This is a genomic window from Actinomadura syzygii, from assembly GCF_008085905.1.
Classification (GTDB): domain Bacteria; phylum Actinomycetota; class Actinomycetes; order Streptosporangiales; family Streptosporangiaceae; genus Spirillospora; species Spirillospora syzygii.
This window is the reverse complement of record NZ_VSFF01000013.1, coordinates 311,852-330,159: the sequence shown is the minus strand read 5'-3', so window position 1 is coordinate 330,159 and position 18,308 is coordinate 311,852. Positions and strand designations below refer to the sequence as shown.

Below are 18,308 nucleotides of genomic sequence, written 5' to 3'. Positions count from 1 at the left end.
GCTGGCAGAGTTGGCGCGGTGTCCATCCCGAGGGATCCCGACCGGCTCGTCTTCTTCACCGACGCCGTCGTCGCGATCGCCGTCACGCTGCTCGTCCTGCCGCTGGTGGACGTGGTGCCCCAGGCGGCGCGAGACGGGCAGACCGCCACCGAGGTGATCACCGAGCACAAGCCGGAGATCTTCAGCTTCCTGCTGAGCTTCGCGGTGATCAGCCGGTTGTGGTTCTCGCACCACGACTTCTTCCGGCATGTGCGGGCCTGTTCCAAGCCTCTGGTCATGTGCAATGCCGGGTGGCTGCTGACCATCGTCGTGCTGCCCTTCCCGACGGAGATGGTCGGCGTTTACGGAAACGACCGTTTCACGGCGGGGTTCTATATCGCCACGGTTCTGCTCGCTGTGGTGTTCCAGACCGGGCTGGTACTCGTCGTCCGGGCGAATCCGGAGTTGGCGTCGAAGACGGCTCCGCCGCCGTCGGAATACGTCACCGGCTCGGTCACCGCCGCCGGGCTGCTGGCCGTCGCGCTGGTCCTAGCGGTGACCATTCCGAGCCTGAGCTACTGGACGTTGCTCTTGCTCTTCCTGTCCTCCGCCGTTGAGAAGGCTTGGCGTCGGTATAGGCCCTGAACCGTCAGGGCCTTCATGCGGCGGCATGCGCGTTTGTAGAACTTCAACTGCATGTATCGGCCGAAGAGCAGGAAGCCGAGACGCACCACCGGGTGGGACGCGGACGCGGCCTGCGAGAAGACGTGGATGTGGAATTCCACCTCACCCGTGTCGAGCCATTTGCGGACCTCCTGGCTCATCTGGCCCCGTTCGAGGTGTCCTTCCAGCGTCTGGTAGTTCCAGCCCCACACTCTCGCCCGGCGTCCGTTCTCCTCGATGGTCGTGTCGACGACGCCGCCGACGCGGAGTCCGAGGTAGAAGGGCAGGCCGTAGAACCGGGCTTCGAGCAGCATGTCCCGGCCGGGCGCGGGCGGGCCCGAGCGGAGGATCCGCCTGATGATGGTCGGGTCGGCGTACTCGTAGTTCCGGGTCAGGCGGCGGGCGACCTCCCAGCTTCCGCCCGGAATCGGCGGACCCGGCGGCTCCGGGGGCAACTGCTGCCGGTAGTCGTCGACATGCCAGCCCTTCTCGGGCCCGTCCATGTTGTACTGCCGCGGGTCGAAGTTGAGGCGGCGGCGGTGCAGTTCGGCGTATTCCCGTCGCATGCGCGGCGGGGTCCGTGTCTTCCGGCGAACGGCGCCGCGGCTCTCGTGAGGGGGACTGGCCTGCTGGACGGCCGCATAAGTGGTGCCGCGTATCTGCTGGAACAATCCCGCCGGGTGCAGTTCGGGGACGGGGCGCAGGGTCGGATTGAAACGCATCGGTTCGCGCTCGTCATTGTGCGCCGGTCCTGTGAGCCGTAGTTCGCCGAATCGCTCCCACGGGCCGTACTCGGTGGCCACCATCAGGTCGAAAAGCAGTGGTTGCTCGTCCAGGGCCCGTGCGAGGGTCGCGAGGTCGGCCGGTGCGCGGCGCGTTCCCCTAGCGACCGCGCCCAGCAGGACGCGGCGGTCACCGACCCGGTATGCCAGCAGCGAGCCGTAGAACGCGGGACTCCATCGGTTCATGGGACGTAGAACATGGCGGCCGAGAATGGTGCGCCCGGACGTGGCCAGCAGTAGATCGACGGTTTCCAAGTCGTCGGTCTCGGGGTTCGGCAGCGTCCATCGCAGCGCCAGACCGAGGATGTCCGGCAGCGCGGACGGCAGCCCAATCGCGCGGGAGAGCCGCGCTTTGCCATGCAGTTCCGCTTGGTCGTCCAGCAATGGCACTCCCCAGCGTTGGGACGTGCCGTGCAGCCGCAAGGCGGCATCGACGACAAGGCCCTTCGGATGCAGGGGCCGGTCTCGCAGCCGCCGTGCGGCCAGCGTGAAACCCCGCACGAACACCGCTTCGACGGCGCGGCCGACCGGCCCTCTCCGCCGCTCCGTTCCGGGGACTTCCTTCCGTTCCGTCTGGACTTCTATCTCCCCGACCACGCGGCCTCCCGAGAGTGCGGCGACCCGCATACAGAAATGCGACCACATGTGGAGCTGCATTTCCTTCGCGATGCCCACCTTCGCGTAGAGCAGCTCGGCCAGCCGGTCGCCGCTGCGCGCCCATGACTCGATCATGAAGACCAGGCCGCCCTCGCGGCCCTCCGCCACCCGGAACTCGATCTCACCGGCCTCCATGTGGCCGCGCAGGGTGGCGAACCGGAACGACTCCGGCGTCTGCTCCACCACACGGACGGGACAGTTCCACGGCCCCGGCATGTGGACCACGTACTCGTCCCCGACCTCCAGCCGCCGGGCGGCTCCCGAGGTCTTGTCGAAGACCGCGACCTCCACCGGCGACGCCGCGTTGAGATCGGCGCCGACCAGACTGATCAACTCTCCCGGGGACAGCGGGCTGCCGGTGATCTGGACGATGTAGCGCCGCTGGAAGGTGGGGCCGACCCCCTGCCGCGCACCCTGCGTCCGGTCTCCGTCGTGGTGCGGGAACCGGTCGGCCTCGGGCAGCGCGCCCGACCGGAGCCTGCGCCGCGGGACCCGCCGGGAGCGCCGCAGCCACCGCCATCCGGCGATGCCCATGCCCGCGGGCCAGCGGGCCGCCCGCGCCCGCCGCCGCCATCGTGTCCGCACAGCGTCCCCCGATGTTCGCCGTGTGATCCCGCGCCCGTCCGGCCATGACCTGCCCGTCCGGCCGCGACCCGCTCCGCCATACCCGTGCGGGACGGGACGAACCGCGCAGGACCGCTGACGGCCCGGTCAGGTGGGGTCGGCCGCGCGTTCGCGGTCCGACCGGGGCCAGACGTAGGGCAGGTCGTCGGGGACGCCGGGAAAGAGGGGCCTGTAGAACGCGGGATCCTTCCGGACCAGCGCGGAGCGGTGGCTGCGGTGCAGCGCCGCGTCGCCCAGCCAGGGCGGCAGCTCACCGGCGTCCGCCAGCCCGTCCTGGACGCGCGGCCGCTCGACGCCGACCGCTCCGGCCAGCTCGGACCTCAGGGTGGCGGCGCACGTGTCGCGGTGCCCGAGGCCGGACCAATGGCGGCAGATCTCCAGCCCGTAGCGGACGAGCGCCTCCTCGTACCCGGTCCACATCTTCACGGCCGGATGGTTCCGCCAGCCGTAGCCGGGGACCGTCAGCCCGCGCAGTATCTGCAGCGCCTCGACGCGCTGCTTGCCGAGCCTGCGCTGGTCGAGGACCCGGGCCGTGGCGGCGAAGTCCGCGTGCGGAAGGAAGGTCTGCACGGCTCACCCCCGATCGTCCCGGCGTCCGGAGGGCCCGGCGCCGGGCGGCTGAACGTCCCGGCTAGGACCTCAGCGGCGCGGCGGCGCGGTCCGGGGTGCCCGGCTTTTGGAACGTGTCGCGGAGGGCGTCGGCGCGGAGGCGCTCCAGGATGGCGAGCTGCTCGTCCGCGCGCTCCTCGAGCATCCGGAGCCGCTCGGTGTCGAGCGCGGGCTCCTGCTCGGCGACGGCGAGGAGGGTGCGCCATCCGGCGCGCTTCCCCTGGACGGCGAGGGTCATGGCCTCCAACTCCACCACGTCGCTCAGCGGCGAGCGGCGGACGAGACCGCCGTTGAGCTTGAGGCGTCCCGCCTTCTCGGCGACCGACACCGCCAGGCTCTTGTACCGGCGGACCGGCAGGCCGAGCGACGTCAGGATCTCCAGGAGGGCCCCGCGGTCGGCGGCCACGTCGTCGGCCAGCCGTCCGAGCCGCTCGGCCTTGTCCGAGGCTCGTTCCGAGGCGGGGTCCGAGGCGCGGTCCGGGTCACGATGCCCTCGCGCGACCCGGCGGGCCAGCGCCACGCCCCCGGCGGCCGCCGCGAGGTGATCGTTGAGGTAGATGCCCAGAAGCTCCCGTGAGCGGGTCACGTCCATGCCCGGCCGATACCCGGAGCGGGCCGCGTAAACGGCCCCGGCCGGACGGTCGTGTTCGGCCGCTCGGGCGATGCCGCGGGACATTCCGCCGAAGACCCGGTCGTGGAACGGCTTGAACGCCCACCAGTAGGCGTGGCCCGTCAGCCCTCGGGGATGGAACAGCGCCCGCTGGGTGTAGTCGGAGCGGCCGTCGTCCCGTTCTGTGACGCGCAGTTCCAGCCAGGCGAGGCCGGGGAGCCGCATCTCGGCGCGCAGGCGCAGGAGTCGCGGGGGTTCGATCTCCTCCACGCGCCAGAAGTCGACTGTCTCCCCGATCCTCAGCCGGTGCGGGTCCCGGCGGCCCCGCCGCAGGCCGACCCCTCCGACCAGGCGGTCCAGGATGCCGCGCACGCGCCAGGCGAGAGGGAAGGAGTACCAGCCGCGGTCGCCGCCGATGCCCTCGATGACCGTCCACGAACGTTCGGCGGACGCGTTGACGGTGCGGGTGCGCTCGTCGGTGTAGAGGCTGCCGCCCGCCCAGTCCGGGTCGGTCGGCAGCGGGTCGCTCGGGGCTCCCGGGACGCTCGCCGACGACCAGCGCGTGGCCACGTCGGCGTCGCGGACGCGGCGCAGCGCCAGCGACACCGCGCGTTCGAACCCGGTCGGGCCATCGGGCGGTGGCGGGACGTACCGTCCGATGTCGTCTTCGCGGCAGACCATCTCGTTGCGCAGCGACTCCACCAGCGGGCGGGCCAGACTCCCCGGCACCGGGGTGACGCCGCCGACCCACAGGCTCGACAGCCCCGGGCTCAGTGCGGGGACCGGGATGATGAGCCGCCGCCTCAGCCCGGCGACGGCGGCGTAGCGGTGCATCATGTCGGCGTAGGTGAGCACGTCCGGGCCGCCGATGTCGAAGCCCCGGCTGACGTCGGCGGGCAGGTCGGCGACCGCGACCAGGTAGTGCAGGACGTCCCGGATCGCGATCGGCTGGAGCCGCGTGCGCACCCAGCGCGGGGTGACCATCACCGGGAGCCGCTCGGTCAGGTAGCGGAGCATCTCGAACGACGCCGAGCCCGACCCGGTGATCACCGCGGCGCGCAGCCAGACCGCGGGCACTCCGGCGTCCAGCATGATCCGGCCGACTTCGGCGCGGGACGACAGGTGGGGTGACAGTTCCCCGGCCGGGTCCATCCCGCCCAGGTAGACCAGCCGCCGCACACCGGCGTCGCGGGCGGCGCCCGCGAAGGTGCGCGCGGCCCGCCGGTCGGTCTCGGCGAACCCGCTCCCGCCGCCGATCGCGTGGATCAGGTAGTAGGCGACGTCGACGCCGGACAGGGCCAGCCGGGTCGACTCCGGATCCGTCGCGTCGGCCTCGACGATCTCCACCTGCCCGGCCCACGGGTGGTCGCGCAGCCGCCGCGCCGAACGCGCCATGCACCGCACGCGGTGCCCCCTGCGCAGCAGTTCCGGGACCAGCCGTCCGCCGATGTAACCGCTGGCCCCCGTCACCAGGAACAAGCGCCCGGCACGGTCGTCGCGGTCGCCCATCGTCCCCCCTTCGGCTCGGCCGCTTCGTACCCGGCGTCCACCCGCACAAGCCCCGGACCAGCAGGTTTTCGGTGGTGGAGGGGCGCTTTACCGTTCCTGGAAGTGGAGAAGTGCCCGTCGCCGTGAGCTGCTGGGATCAAAAAGATTCCCCAGCCCTCGGCCTGAATGACAGAATTGCTCGCCGTCTCCGGCGACGTTCACAGCGCGGCGTACCGGAGTGGTGACATTATCGGCATCCCGCATGCTGTGAACGCGGGTGTTCTGGAGAGGTTTGTGAGTGAAGCACGTAGCGTTCGTCGTCGGCATGTTCGGCCTGGCGGTCGTGGCTGCTTGTTCCGCCGAGGGCGATGACGCGGGCGGTTCGGTACCCACGGCTGAAAAGGCGACCGTTCCGGCGGGGTGGCACCGGATCGAAAACCCGGAGGCCGGGCTTTCGATCGTCGTTCCCAAGGGGTGGATCGACATCGATGTCAAGTCGGGTGAGTTCGCCGAGAAGCTGAGGAAGGCGGAAATCCCCGGCGCCTCGGCCGAGGCCATCGAACGAAGCGTGGCCCAGCTCAAGGGCAAGAACCTGCTCTACGTGGTCGACGCGGCCGGGGCCGAACGCGAGTACGTGAACAACATCAGCGGTCTCTGCGCTCCGGACGAGGGTATCGGAGCCGATGAGCTGGCGAACGAGGCGAAGATCGGCCTGGCACGGCTCGGCGCCGAGGACATCCAGACACGCACTTTGCGGATCGGCGGATTGCCCGCGGTCAAGGTCAGCTACTCGTTGAACATGGCTGTCTCCGCGCGTGCCGTGCAATTCAGGATCCTGGCGCCCGGTGACAAGCTCTGCGGGATCACCTTCGGCATGAAACCGGGTAAGGAGATCAAAGAGCTGGACCAGATCGCCGGTTCGATCCGTCTGCTCTCTTGAAATGAGTCGTTCATTTCAGGGACAGGAGTTGTCGCGTGTGGCCGGGCAGTTCGTTTTCGGCGAGGCCCGTTAGGAGATCCCGCAGCGGCATGGGCTGATCGACCGGATGCGGCGGCGATGGTGGTCGCCGTGATGAGCGAGACGTGCGCCAGGATCTGGTCGGCGGTCCACTCGCCGGGCGGCGGGACGCTGCTCGCGCCGCCGTCGTCGGTCACGGTGGCGGCGGCGTCGAGCAGCGAACGGTAGGCCACCTGGAGGTCGGCGGATTCCACGGGGTTCTTCCTTCTGATCGGGTCGGGCGTTCGGCTACATGTTCCAGGGCGCCTGGGGGAGCACCTCGCCGGTTTCGAGCAGGGACTTCAGGTTCGCCAGGACGGCGGGCCAGCCCCGCGAGACCCCGTTGAACATCTCCTGGTTGGGGAAGTTCTCGTGGGTCACGGTCAGCCGGACGATGTCCTCGTGCGGCTCGACGAGGAACGTGACCACCGACGGCTCCCGCAGCGACACGGAGTCGAGGTCGTCCTCGAAGGTGATGACGAGCCGGGACGGGGGCTCGGCGGTGAGCACCTTGCCGACGACGTCGACGGCCTCTGATCCGTCGGCGCGCCGGTGCTCCCAGGACGAACCGGGCTGCCAGTCGGACACGTTCGCGTGCCCCCAGTAGCGCGCGGTCAGGTCGGCGTCCGTCAGCGCGCGCCACACCTGCTCGGCGCTCGCACGGATGTAGGTGACGTAGACGTAGGTCGGCGCTGAGACGGCTGTCTCGGTCATGGCGTACTCCTCGGCTTGATTTCGGATGGTGCTGAGCGCTTGCAGCCGTGGCCTGTCGAACTCCGCTATCCAGCGCTGCTCGATCTCGTGGATCGGCGCGGGGTTGAGGTAGTGCAGTCGTTGCCGCCCGCGCCGGACCACGGTCACGAGGTTCGCGCCGACCAGGACGTCGAGATGCTGCGTCAAGGACTGGCGCGCCATCTCCACGCGCTCGCACAACTCGCCCAGTGTCTGGCCGTTGCGCTCGCGCAGCCGGTCGAGCAGCAGGCGCCGGGTCGGGTCGGCCAGCGCCTTGAAGGCGGCGTCCATCGCGTTGGCTTCCAAGCTCACCCCTGAATTATGCAGGTAACTACCTGCATATTGTCAAGCGAAGCATCGCCGCTGGTCAGGTCGCGGCGAGGCCGTCGAGGAGGAGGGGGAGGAAGCGCTCCGGGACGACGCCCGGGTGGCACGCGAACACGTTGAGCAGCTCCATGAGGTCGCCGGTGCCGACGTCCGAACGCATCGCGCCGTCCGCCTGCGCCCGCCGCACCAGGTCGTCGAGTCGGCGGATCAACGCCTGCCTCGCCTCCGGCGCGGAGGTGTCGGCCAGCGCGGCGGCGATGGCGCCGCGGCTCTTCTCCACGCTGTGGACGATGAACGCGCGGATGGCCGCCAGCGCGTCCGGCTCGTCCGCCACGGCCTGGTCGAGGGCGTCCGTCAGCTCGTGGACGTACTGCTCGGCGAGGGCGGCGAGCAGGAGGCCGCGGTCGGGGAAGCGGCGGTAGAGCGTCCCGACGCCGACGCCCGCGCGGCGGGCGATCAGCTCCATCGGCGCGTCCGCGCCGCGCTCGGCCACCGCGTCGCGTGCCGCCTCCAGAATCCTGTCCCGGTTGCGGCGGGCGTCGGCGCGCATTGAGCTCCCCTTGAAGTGGACGACAGTATTCCGCTTATTATAGAAGCGGAAGGTGACATTCCGCTTAGGGGGTTGTTTGATGATCGTGGTGACGGGCGCGACGGGCACGATCGGCCGCGCGCTGCTCGGGGAGCTGGGCGGTGCGGCGCGGGCCCTGGTACGGCGTGCGGAGCAGGGCGAGGAACTGGGATGCGACTACGTGGTCGGCGACCTGGAGCGCCCGGACACCGTCCCGATCGAGCCGGGTGACCGGCTCTTCCTCAACAGCGCGCTGTGGCCGGGGTTCGTCCGGGCGCACAAGGCGGTGATCGACCATGCGGCGGCGGCAGGGGCGGCGCAGGTGGTGACCGTCTCCGTGCGCGGCGTGACGTCGAGCAGCCTGCTCGGGTTCGGCATGCACGGGCAGGTGGACGACCATCTCAAGGCGTCGGGAGTCCCGTGGTCGATCCTCGCGCCGGTCGGCTTCATGCAGAACCTCGCGGGCGACGTAGACGAGGAGGGACGGATCTTCGGCTCGTACGGCAGGGGCGGCGTCGGCTACATCGACGCGCGCGACATCGCGGCGGTCGCCGCCGCGCTGCTCACACGGCCCATCGGGGACGACGCCGTCTACGAGCTCACCGGCCCGGCCGCGCCCACGCACGACGAGATCGCCGACGAGCTCACCCGGGCTTACGGCCGGACCGTGCGCTACGTGGACATGCCGGTCGACGAGGCCGCCGTCCATCTGGAGAAGCGCGGCATGCCCGCCCCCGCCGCCCGTGACCTGGCCGAACTCATGGCGCAGATCGGAGACGGACGCTGGGCGAGCACCACCACGACCGTGGCCGACATCCTCGGACGCCCGCCGCGTTCCCTACGCGAGTTCCTAGGGGAGACAAGCGCGGTGTAAGGAATTCGGAGGCACCGGACATCTCGCTGTGACACTGAAGCGGCCGAGAGGAGCCGGTGTGCCAGAGCCTGATGACGGGTTCGCCGAACTGTGGGATGCCTACTACGACGACGTGCTGAGCTACGCGGCCCGCCGCGTTGATCCCGAGACGGCGCGGGACGTCGCCGCCGAGACCTTCCTGATCGCCTGGCGGCGCCGGGCGCGCATACCGGCCGACCGCCCGTTCGCCTGGTTGCTGCATGTGGCGCGGAACGTCCTGGCGAACGAGACGCGGGGCCGCCGTCGCCGCCTGCGGCTGTGGGGGCGTTTGAAAGATCACGACGGGACGCGGGAGCCGGTCGCCGACGTGTCCCACCGCCTCGTGGAGGACGAGCGCATCGGCGCGGCCCTGCGGAGCCTCTCCGCCCGCGACCGTGAGGCGCTGCAGCTGATCGGCTGGGAGGAGCTCAGCGTCCGGGAGGCGGCGATCGTCGCCGGGTGCTCGGAGGCCGCGTTCTCCGTCCGGCTGCATCGTGCGCGGCACCGCCTCTCGGCCGCGCTCGCCGAACTCGACACCTCGGACCGGCCCGTCCTTGTCCCGCTGGCGAAAAGGAGCGCGTAGATATGAACGACGACATTCAGGAAGTCCGCACGATGCTCGCTCCGGCCAATCCCGTCCCGCGCGGGAGCATGGCGGGCTCCGCGCAGGACGGCACCGGCCGCGCCGCCCGCGCCCGGATCATGGCCAGCGGTTCACCGACCAGGGCCCGGACGTGGACGGCGCGCGTGGTCGTCGCGGGCGGTCTCGCGGTGGCGATCGCCGGTGGGACGACCGTGGCGCAGAACCTGGGCGGCGCCGACGAGAACGGCAGGCGGAACCCGGGCGTTCCCGCCTTCCTCGCCGGGCCGGTGGCCAATGCCGAGCAGGCGCTCGGACGGGCCGCGTTCGAGGCGCGGCGACGGCCGTTCACCGCTCCCCGTCCCGATCAGTGGGCCTACGTCCAGACCGAGTACCGGCGCGTCGGGAACCCGGAGAAGCAGGGGGTCTTCACTTCCGAGTCGCGGCCCAAGAAGGTCGTCGACTCCCTCTGGACCCGGGCCGACGGCAAGATGATGGCCTCCTTGGAGGGGGGCAAGCTGGAGCTCTCCCCGACCGGCGGGGCGATGCCGCCGCAGGACTACGCGACGCTGTCCAAGCTGCCCCGCGACCCGGACGCGCTGCTCGCCTGGGCCCGCAAGGCGAGCCGGGGCGGCGAGACCGGCCAGTTCTCGATCCTCGGCTCGGTCCTCGCCGACAGCGTCCTGCCCCCGGCTCAGGAGGCGGCCATCTACCAGGCTCTCGCGAAGACCCCCGGCGTGACGCTGGACAAGCAAGCCGTGGACCTCCGGGGCCGTCCTGCCCTGTCCCTCTCACTCCCGGCCGAGGGGTGGCTGCGCCAGGAGGTGCTGCTCGACCCGTCCACCTTCGCCTACCGGGGCCACCGGACCCTCGTCACCGAGGACCACACCGACCAGGGCATGACCTACAAGAAGGGCACCGTCGAAAGCCAGTCGGTCCGGCTCGCCTCCGGCATCGTCGACCGCCCGGGCCAGCGGCCCACCGTGGACAAGCCGGCCGCCTAGCCGACCATTTCTTCCGCCCGTGCGGTATGAGTTGTCGGGCGCTTAGCGCGGGCGCTTCAGCGCCGGGTGGAAAGGTGGAGGGCTGTGTTCTATCTCGTCGGGACGACCGGGTTTCCCAATTACGGGGACGAGCTGATCGCGGCCATGTGGCTGCGGTATCTGGCGGAGCGGGCTCCGGACACGGAGGTCTGGCTGGACTGTCCGAGCCCTGGTCCGGCGCAGGTTCTGCTGGGCGGGTTGCATCCTCGGGTGCGGTTCACCGACACCTTCTGGCGGTTGTGCTGGGAGGCGCCGGGGGACGAGCCGTGGGAGGTCGTCCGGTGGGTGCGGCAGGCGATGCACAATCCGTCGATGGCCTGCCGGTGGGCGGCCGGGATCCAGTTGGCCGCCGAGGCGCGGGTGGTGCACATCATCGGCGGCGGCTACGTCAACCGCGTCTGGCCGAAGCACTACGGGCTATTGGCCGCCGCGGTGGGCGCGGTGGAGAGGTCGGGCGGACGCGCGGCGATGACCGGTCAGGGGCTGTGGCCCGTGGCCGATCACGCGGAGGTCCTGGTGCGTGAGCTGGCGTCGCGGTTCGAGATCGTCGACGTGCGGGACGAGCCGTCCGCCCGCCTGGTCGGGACGGCGGCGTCCGAAACCGGGGACGACATGTTCTTCGGAATCGGCCCGCACCTGTACCGGCGGCCTGGGGAGCAGTTGCGCGAAATCATGCTCTGCCTCCAGTCGGATCTGCTGGAAATGCCCCGGGCCGCATTGGCGTCCTTCGTGCTGGAGACCGTGCGCGCATGGGGCGTGACGGGCGGCCAGGTCGGCATTGTCGAGGGAATTCCAGGAGTGGACCGGTCGGTTTTCGAGCTGATCGAGGCGGACCTTCCTGACGTGCGGTTCTATCCGTTCGCCGGGGTGTGGCAGCACGGCCTTCCGGCCGGTCCAGGGCAGGTCTGGATTTCCACCCGGTTCCATTTCCATCTGCTGGCGGCCGCGGCGGGTGCGGCCGGGGTCGCGGTGTCGGTCAAGGCCGACTACTACTCGACCAAGCACCGCTCGCTGGCGGATCGCGGCAGCGGCTGGACCTTGGCCGAGATCCCGCAGGTGCCGGAGCGGCCAAGCCGGGGCGGGTTCGATGCGCCGGTGCTCCGCTCCTTCCGGGAGGCCAAGGCCGCCATCGCGGCGAAGGTCTATTCCTAGTCTGGTGGCGGCGTCAGGCGATCCCGGCCTCGGCCAGCCAGCGCCATAGTTCGTCTTGGGCGACGACCGTCACGCCGAGCTTCTCGGCCTTGGCGGTCTTCGCCGCACCGACGTTGTCGCCGGTCAGCAGGTAGTCGGTGTTGGACGAGACCGACGACGCGGTGGTCGCCGCCGCCTGCTCGACCAGGCGCGTCACGTCCGGACGGCTGATCTTGGCGCCCGAGCGCGGGTCGGTGAACGCGCCCGTGATGACGACCGACTTCCCCTTGAGCGGCGAATCGCCCGCGGCCGCCGCGTCGACCGGACGGTCCTCGTCGAGGACGTCGAGGCTCACGCCGCGTTCGCGCAGCGCCGCGATCTCCTCCTGGACCTCCGGACGGGCGAAGAACGCCACGATGCTCTCGGCGGCCTTCGGCCCGATGTCGCGGATCGCCACCAGGTCGTCGGCGGTCGCGGCGGCGACGTCCTCGACGCGCTGGTATCCGGCCAGGCACAGCCGCTTCGCGGTGCCCTCGGACGCCATCGGGATCGCCAGCCCGATCAGCGCCCGCCGCAGCCCGACGCCCCTGGACGACGCGATCGAGTCGACCATGTTCTTCGCGCTGACCTCGCCCATCCGCTCATATCCGAGCAGTTGGTCGGCCGTCAGGTCGTAGAAGTCGCTGCGGCGGCGGAGCACGCCGTCCTCGGCGAGCTTCTCGATCCAGACGTCGCCGACGCCCTCCATGTCGGCCGCCTGCCGCGAGGCCCAGTGCATCAACCGGCGCGTCGCCTGCGCCGGGCACTGGAGGTTCAGGCACCAGCGCTCCTCGCCGGTGCCGCGGACCTCCAGTTCCGACCCGCACGACGGGCAGTGCGTCGGCGGGACGATCTCGACCTCGCTCCCGTCGCGCCGCTCCGGCAGCGAACGCCCGGCGAACGGGATCACGTCGCCGCGCCGCACGACCGCGACCGTGTCGCCGATCCGCAGGTCGCGCTCGCGGATCAGGCGCGGGTTGTGCAGGGTGACGTTCTCCACGGTCACGCCGCCGACGAACACCGGCGCGACCTTGGCGCGCGGCGGGACGCGGCCGATCTTGCCGACCGGCCACTCGACCGACAGCAGCGTCGTGAGCTTCTCCTCCGGCGGGTACTTGAACGCGATCGCCCCGCGCGGCTCGGCGCTGTTGAAGCCCGCCGCGTCGAACGCGGCCGGTTCGTGCAGCCGGACGACCGCGCCGTCGATGTCGTAGTCCAGCCCGTCGCGGCGGCCGCCGATCTCGTGGATGGCGTCGATCACCTCGTCGCCGGTGGCGCACACGTACTGGGCGACCGGCTCGAAACCGGCGGGGACGTCCACCGCAACGCCGTCGCGGTCGGCGCCGAACGCGAAGAACCGCAGCAGCCGCTTGGCCGCGGCGGCCGCCTCGGGGTCTTTCAGCACGAGCGTCCCGGCGGCGCCGGACCGGGGGTTGGTCAGCGTCCGGTCGGGATGGGCCTCGTTGTAGGCGGCCCAGACCGAGCGCAGCATCACGGCCTCGCCGCGGACCTCGATCCGTCCGGGCGCGTCGATCTCGGTCGGCAGGCCGGGGATTACATGGCGCACCTTCTCGGTGACCAGTTCGCCGACCGCGCCGGTGCCGCGCGTGGCGACGTAGTCGAGTCGTCCGTCCGTGTAGACGACGCTGAGCGAGAGCCCGTCGAGCTTCTCCGAGACGCGGAAGACCTGGCCGCCGAACCGGTCGCAGAACACGCGGATCTGCTCCTCGCTCGTCGCCTTCGCCAGCGACAGCATCGGACGCGCGTGACGCCTGGTCGGGCCGGTCAGCTCGGCGGGCGCGTTGACCCTGCCCAACGGGCTGTCGGACGGCTCAAGCTCCGGATTCTCCGCGACCAGCGCGGCCAGTTCGTCCTTCAACGCGTCGTAGTCGGCGTCGGGCAGGGGACTGTCGCCCGTGCCGTAGTACAGGTCGTTCAGCCGTTTGACCTCGGCGGTCAGCTCCGCGATGCGCTTTCCAACGTCCACGCCTCGATTAAACGCGACGCCACCGACAGTGTCCGCACCCCGCTCGTCCGTCACGCACCGTGAGGGGGTGTCACGCGAGGTCGAGCCCGAAAAGGGCCCGGCACGGGTCGAGGCCCTCGATGGTGACGGGGACGGTGCGGTGGCGCTCCCAGGCGGCGCGGGTCAGGAGCATGCGGTGGTCGACGGTCAGCGCGCCCCGGACGGCATGGCGGTCGGTGCCGTTGAGTTCGTAGCCGAGCTTGCGCGAAACCCCGTGGGACGCCTCGTTGTGCGCGAACGCGCTGGACTCGGCCTCGTCCGCGCCCAGCCCGGCGAAGGCCAGCTCCAGCACGGCGGTCCGCATCTCGGTGCCGATCCCCTTGCCCTGGTGGCGGCGTCCGAGCCACGACCCGGTGCCCACCCGGCGGGTCACCGCCAGGTCGCGGGCCCTGACGTCCTGCATCCCGACGGCGGCGCCCTCATGGAAGACGGCCAGGTCAAGGCACCAGTTCTGGGGCGTCCACTCGCCGAGCTTCGTCCAGTGGCGCTGGATGACGCTACGCGCCACCTCGGCGGCCGGACGGTCGGTCCACGGGACGAGGAACGGCATCGTCCCCGGATCGTGGACGCCCTCCGCCGCCACCTCGGCCAGCGCGGCTAGTTCCTCGGGCGACGGCAGCCGCAGTTCGAGCCGGGGCGTCCGCAGCCGCAACCCGACCAGGGGGAAGTGATCCACGAGCATCCCCCCATACTGGCCGTCCCGCCGCCGGAGCTCATCCGGTTTTTTCGGCCGACCGATCAGGGCGCGGACCGAATCAAGCTGAGCCGGACCATTCGGCGGTCACCTGGAAATGCGCCTCGGACGTCGTCTTCGCGATCATCAAGTCGGCCTGACCGGACACCTTGATGCCGAAAGTGATTTCCACTCTGCCGGGCGGGTCCTGGACGGCGCGCAGCTTGCGGGCGATGCTTTCGACCGCCGGGGTGATCCCGTCGAGCGCGTCCTGCAACGTCGCGCCCGCCTGCTCCGCCACCCGGCTCGCGCGGCCGACCGGCCTGATCTCCTCGCGCTCCGACGCGCCGACTTCGACGACCAGCCGGCCGCCGCCTTCCAATGGGATCTCCAGAGCGGTCACGTCCCGCAGCGTACGCCATTACGACCATTTATCGTTGCTCGTGTGCAGACGACCGTGCCGAAGCGATCCGTCGCGAGAATCCTCGACGCGGACGGGACGCCGGCCGGGGCCGGATTCCCGGTCAATGACCGCTACGTGATCACCGCCGCCCATGTCGTGAACGGCGCCGCCGGGGTTCCGTTCGAGTCGCGCACCAGACCCGAGGGCCGCTTTCGGATCGAGTTCCTCGGCCGCGACCCGCTGCAGGCCGAGGTCGCCGTCTGGAACCCGCGGCTGGACGTCGCGGTCCTGAGACTCGTCCAGCCCGCGCCGCCCGAGATCCGGGTCGCGCCCCTGGTCGACAAGGCCGCCTTCGACGAGCGCGTGGCGATGCTGGGCTTCCCCGACGGCAAGGACCGGGGCGTCTGGAGCGTCGGGGTGCTCCGCGGCCCGCAGGCGGACGGCTGGCTCCAGGTCGACGTCGAGGACGGCAGCCAGTTCACCATCGAGGGCGGATTCTCCGGCACCCCGGTCTGGCACATCGGGCGCGGCGACGTGGTGGGCATGGTGGTCGCCGCCTGGTCCGGGTCGCGCGTGCGCAGCGGATACGTCGTGCCGACCGCGACGCTGCTGGAGGCGTGGCCGGAGCTGCGGGAGGCCGTCCGCCCGCCGTCGCCGTTCCGGGGCCTGATGCCGTTCGACGCGGAGCACGCCGCCTCGTTCTTCGGCCGGTCCGACGAGGTCGAGCGCATCACGCGGCTCGTCGCCGAGCGGCCGGTGGTGACCGTCACCGGGCCGTCCGGCGTCGGGAAGTCGTCGATCGTCCAGGCGGGGGTGGCGCCGAAGGTGCGCGCGGACGGGCGCACGGCGGTCGTCGTGTTCCGGCCGGGCCAGGGCCGGACGCCGCTGCACGCGCTCGCGCAGGCCCTCCTTCCCGGACGGTCCCAACCGGCCGAACGGCTCGACCAGGTCGACACGCTGGCCGCCCACCTGGAACGCGGCGGCATGCCGGAGTTCCTGACGACCCTGCTCGCCCACCTGGACGCGAACCGCCTGGTCCTGGCCGTCGACCAGTTCGAGGAGGTGCTGAACGCGCCCGAGGAGGAGCGCGGCGCCTTCGCGAAGGCCCTCGCCTACGCGGATCGGCCCGGATCACCGCTCGCGCTGCTGCTGACGCTGCGGGCCGACTACCTCGCCCCGGTCCTGCACGACCCGCACCTGGCCGCGTTCGTCGCCGGGGACCGGACGATCACCGTGGGCGAGCTGTCCTCGGCGGGCCTGCGCGCCGCGATCACCGAGCCGATCCGGCGCACGCCCCTCGTCGAGTACGAGCCCGGACTCGTCGACACCCTGCTGCGCGACCTCGGAGTGGGCCCGGGACGCCTTCCCCTGCTCCAGTTCACCCTCGCGCAACTGTGGGACCTCCAGTCCGGGGGCCTGCTCACCCACGACGCCTACGCGGTGATCGGCGGGGTCAGCAAGGGGCTCGACCGCTTCGCCGAACGCCTGTGGGGCGAGCTGACCCCGGACGAGCAGCGGTCCGCCGAACGCCTCCTCATCCAGTTGATCCGGCCCGACCCCGACCGGCAGGAGATGACCCGGCGGACCGCGCCGCGCGACCAGCTCGCCCCCGAGCAGTGGCGCGTCGCGCAGCGGTTGGCGGTGTCGCGGCTGGTCGTCCTGCCCGAGGACGGGCAGAGCGCGGAACTCGTCCACGAGGCGCTGGTGACGCACTGGCGGCGGCTCGGCGAGATCGGCGGCGGGGCGCGCGAGTTCCGGCTCTGGCAGGAGGCGCTCCGCCAGCGCATCGCGCTGTGGCGGCGGCACGGACGGCCCGCGTCGCGGCTGCTGTCGCGGGCCGACCTCACCGACGCGCTCCGGCAGGAGCGGCGGCATCCCGACGATCTGAGTTCCGACGAGCACGCCTACATCAGGGCGAGCGTGCGGCGGCGGTGGTCCGTCCGGCGGCGGCTCGCCGGGGCGATGGCGGTCGTCACCGGCGCCGCTCTCATCATCTGGATCCCGGTCAGCCGGGGCCTGACCGACAATGCCGCGCAGACCCTTCTCGAACGCGCCAAGCAGCAGCAGAAGTCCGATCCGTACGGGGCCGCGCATCTCACGCTCCGCGCCTACCGGACGCGCGCCAACGACGACACCCGCAGGGCCGTTCACCGCCTCTACCGGGAGACCGTCCAGCTCACCCAGATAATCCCCGACACGTCGACCGGCTGGATCAATCTCAAAGGGCAGGGCCAAACCGGGGGAGACCTCTCCGGAAAGGTCAGCACCGACGGGCGGACGCTGGTCGCCCGTTCCCCCGACAACAAGGCCATGGCCTGGCACATCGCGAACGGGCGCGCGACCCCGACGCGCCTGTCCGACGAGGGCGGCACCGTCGCGGGCGAGGTCACGGTCAGCGCGGACGGCCGCTACGCCGCCGCGACCTACCTCGCCTCGGTCAAGGATCCGGCTTCGGGCCGGTGCGTGATCAAGGCCAGCATGGAGGCGTTCAAGACGGAAAGGTTCTGCCTGGTCGTCACCGATATGGCTCGCAACAAGACGAAAATGGCAGTGCTCTTCCCCCAGGGCAGCCAGGCCACGCACCTTTCCCTGGACCCGACCGGACGGACGCTCGCCGCAGCCGTCATGACCAAGGACCAGCTGACCTTGCGGCGCTGGGACGTCGGCGAAAAGAAGGCGCTGCCGCCGGCTCCGCTGCCGGTCACGTCGCGCGACGTGGTCTCGCTGTTCCGCCTCACCCCGGCCGGGCTCGTCATCAACTTTCTGGAGTTCCGGGACGGCGCCGGCGGCGGCGACCAGCGGGCGCTCGGGAACAAGCTGGTGCTCATCTCGCCGGACGGCTCGTCCCGCGTCCTCGAAGACGCCCTGACCGGCGCGAAGCTGGCGACGAGCGCGGACGGCCGGCGGCTCGCGGCGGTCGTGGAGATCGACAAGGTGACGCTGTTCGACGTCTGGGACATGACCACCGGCCGCATGATCACCCGGCTCAGGGACGCGGGCGTCGCGGAGGCGGTCGGCGCGCTGGCGTTCGACCCGACCGGGACCGTCCTGCACGACACCTGGTGGCGGCTCATCCCGCCGACCGGCTCGTCCCTCAAGGAGGCCGACGAGTTCCTCAAGGAGACGAGCGTCCTGCCCGTCACCCGCTGGTCGCTCGCCGATGGGAAGCGACTCGCCCCGCTCAGCGTCCCGAACGCCTGGCAGACGCTCCTCCCGCTGGGCGGCGACGGGTTCGCGCTGATCGACGGCGACCAGGTCGGCCTGCTGCTGTCGACTCCGGGGAACCCCGCGTCGGCGCAGCTCGCCGCGATGGCGCGGCAGACCAGGGACCTGGTCGTCTCCGCGTCCAAGACCGACCCGGGACGGGAGATGGCGCACCTGTGCCGCCTCTACGGGAACATGCCCGAGTCGAACACCCTCAAGAAGCTCGTCCCGGCCGGAGCCCACAAGGGAAAGGTCTGCTGAGAGCCCGGCGCGCGGACAAG

Annotated in this window: 14 protein-coding genes and 1 pseudogene; 7 read left to right on the top strand and 8 right to left on the bottom strand. The window is 71.2% G+C overall.

From position 1 onward, the window contains the following. The first annotated feature begins 18 nt into the window (after positions 1–18). On the top strand, positions 19–624 hold the full coding sequence (locus FXF65_RS44880; protein WP_222868861.1) for a TMEM175 family protein: 606 nt from the start codon (positions 19–21) through the stop codon (positions 622–624). Here the strand turns inward: FXF65_RS44880 and FXF65_RS33415 are convergent. From FXF65_RS33415 to FXF65_RS33405, 3 genes and pseudogenes are all read right to left on the bottom strand, one after another. Beyond that, the gene (locus tag FXF65_RS33415; RefSeq protein ID WP_148354049.1) at positions 555–2,666 is read right to left on the bottom strand and encodes a DUF1990 family protein; all 2,112 of its coding nucleotides are present in this window, start codon (positions 2,664–2,666) and stop codon (positions 555–557) included. The genes FXF65_RS44880 and FXF65_RS33415 overlap by 70 nt on opposite strands. Positions 2,667–2,792: 126 nt before the next feature. Further along, entirely contained in the window at positions 2,793–3,275 is a 483-nt protein-coding gene (locus FXF65_RS33410; protein ID WP_148354048.1) for an MSMEG_6728 family protein, read from the bottom strand. A 670-nt stretch (positions 3,276–3,945) separates the two neighbouring features. Beyond that, a pseudogene (locus FXF65_RS33405) lies at positions 3,946–5,433 on the bottom strand (SDR family oxidoreductase); the annotation flags it as partial. 277 nt (positions 5,434–5,710) lie between these two features. Here FXF65_RS33405 and FXF65_RS33400 point away from each other — a divergent pair. Continuing rightward, positions 5,711–6,352, top strand: a complete 642-nt coding sequence (locus FXF65_RS33400) for a hypothetical protein (protein WP_148354046.1) — start codon at positions 5,711–5,713, stop codon at positions 6,350–6,352. A gap of 306 nt (positions 6,353–6,658) precedes the next feature. Here the strand turns inward: FXF65_RS33400 and FXF65_RS33390 are convergent, their stop codons facing one another. Beyond that, entirely contained in the window at positions 6,659–7,453 is a 795-nt protein-coding gene (locus tag FXF65_RS33390) for an ArsR/SmtB family transcription factor (protein ID WP_246199287.1), read from the bottom strand. A 55-nt stretch (positions 7,454–7,508) separates the two neighbouring features. Further along, on the bottom strand, positions 7,509–8,018 hold the full coding sequence (locus FXF65_RS33385) for a TetR/AcrR family transcriptional regulator (protein WP_148354045.1): 510 nt from the start codon (positions 8,016–8,018) through the stop codon (positions 7,509–7,511). Between the two features lie 79 nt (positions 8,019–8,097). On the opposite strand from FXF65_RS33385, the gene FXF65_RS33380 reads away from it, so the two are divergent. From FXF65_RS33380 to FXF65_RS33365, 4 genes are all read left to right on the top strand, one after another. Then, positions 8,098–8,910: an NAD(P)H-binding protein gene (locus tag FXF65_RS33380; protein ID WP_148354044.1), complete on the top strand. Its 813-nt coding sequence runs from the start codon at positions 8,098–8,100 to the stop codon at positions 8,908–8,910. Between the two features lie 58 nt (positions 8,911–8,968). Then, entirely contained in the window at positions 8,969–9,511 is a 543-nt protein-coding gene (locus FXF65_RS33375) for an RNA polymerase sigma factor (RefSeq protein WP_187412635.1), read from the top strand. A 2-nt stretch (positions 9,512–9,513) separates the two neighbouring features. Continuing rightward, entirely contained in the window at positions 9,514–10,512 is a 999-nt protein-coding gene (locus tag FXF65_RS33370; protein ID WP_148354042.1) for a CU044_5270 family protein, read from the top strand. 84 nt (positions 10,513–10,596) lie between these two features. After that, positions 10,597–11,703, top strand: a complete 1,107-nt coding sequence (locus FXF65_RS33365) for a polysaccharide pyruvyl transferase family protein (RefSeq protein WP_222868860.1) — start codon at positions 10,597–10,599, stop codon at positions 11,701–11,703. A 13-nt stretch (positions 11,704–11,716) separates the two neighbouring features. Here the strand turns inward: FXF65_RS33365 and ligA are convergent, their stop codons facing one another. The 3 genes from ligA to FXF65_RS44085 all read right to left on the bottom strand — a co-directional run bounded on the left by ligA (position 11,717) and on the right by FXF65_RS44085 (position 14,823). Then, positions 11,717–13,708, bottom strand: a complete 1,992-nt coding sequence (gene ligA, locus FXF65_RS33360; protein WP_148354041.1) for an NAD-dependent DNA ligase LigA — start codon at positions 13,706–13,708, stop codon at positions 11,717–11,719. 70 nt (positions 13,709–13,778) lie between these two features. After that, a complete protein-coding gene (locus FXF65_RS33355) occupies positions 13,779–14,429 on the bottom strand; it encodes a GNAT family N-acetyltransferase (protein WP_148354040.1) in 651 nt (216 codons plus the stop codon). Between the two features lie 73 nt (positions 14,430–14,502). After that, positions 14,503–14,823 (bottom strand): CU044_2847 family protein, encoded by a 321-nt coding sequence (locus FXF65_RS44085; RefSeq protein WP_187412634.1) that lies wholly within the window; start codon positions 14,821–14,823, stop codon positions 14,503–14,505. A gap of 42 nt (positions 14,824–14,865) precedes the next feature. Between FXF65_RS44085 and FXF65_RS33350 the strand changes: the two genes are divergently transcribed. Further along, complete coding sequence (locus FXF65_RS33350) at positions 14,866–18,288, top strand: serine protease (protein WP_187412633.1); 3,423 nt, start codon at positions 14,866–14,868, stop codon at positions 18,286–18,288. Positions 18,289–18,308: the final 20 nt, after the last annotated feature.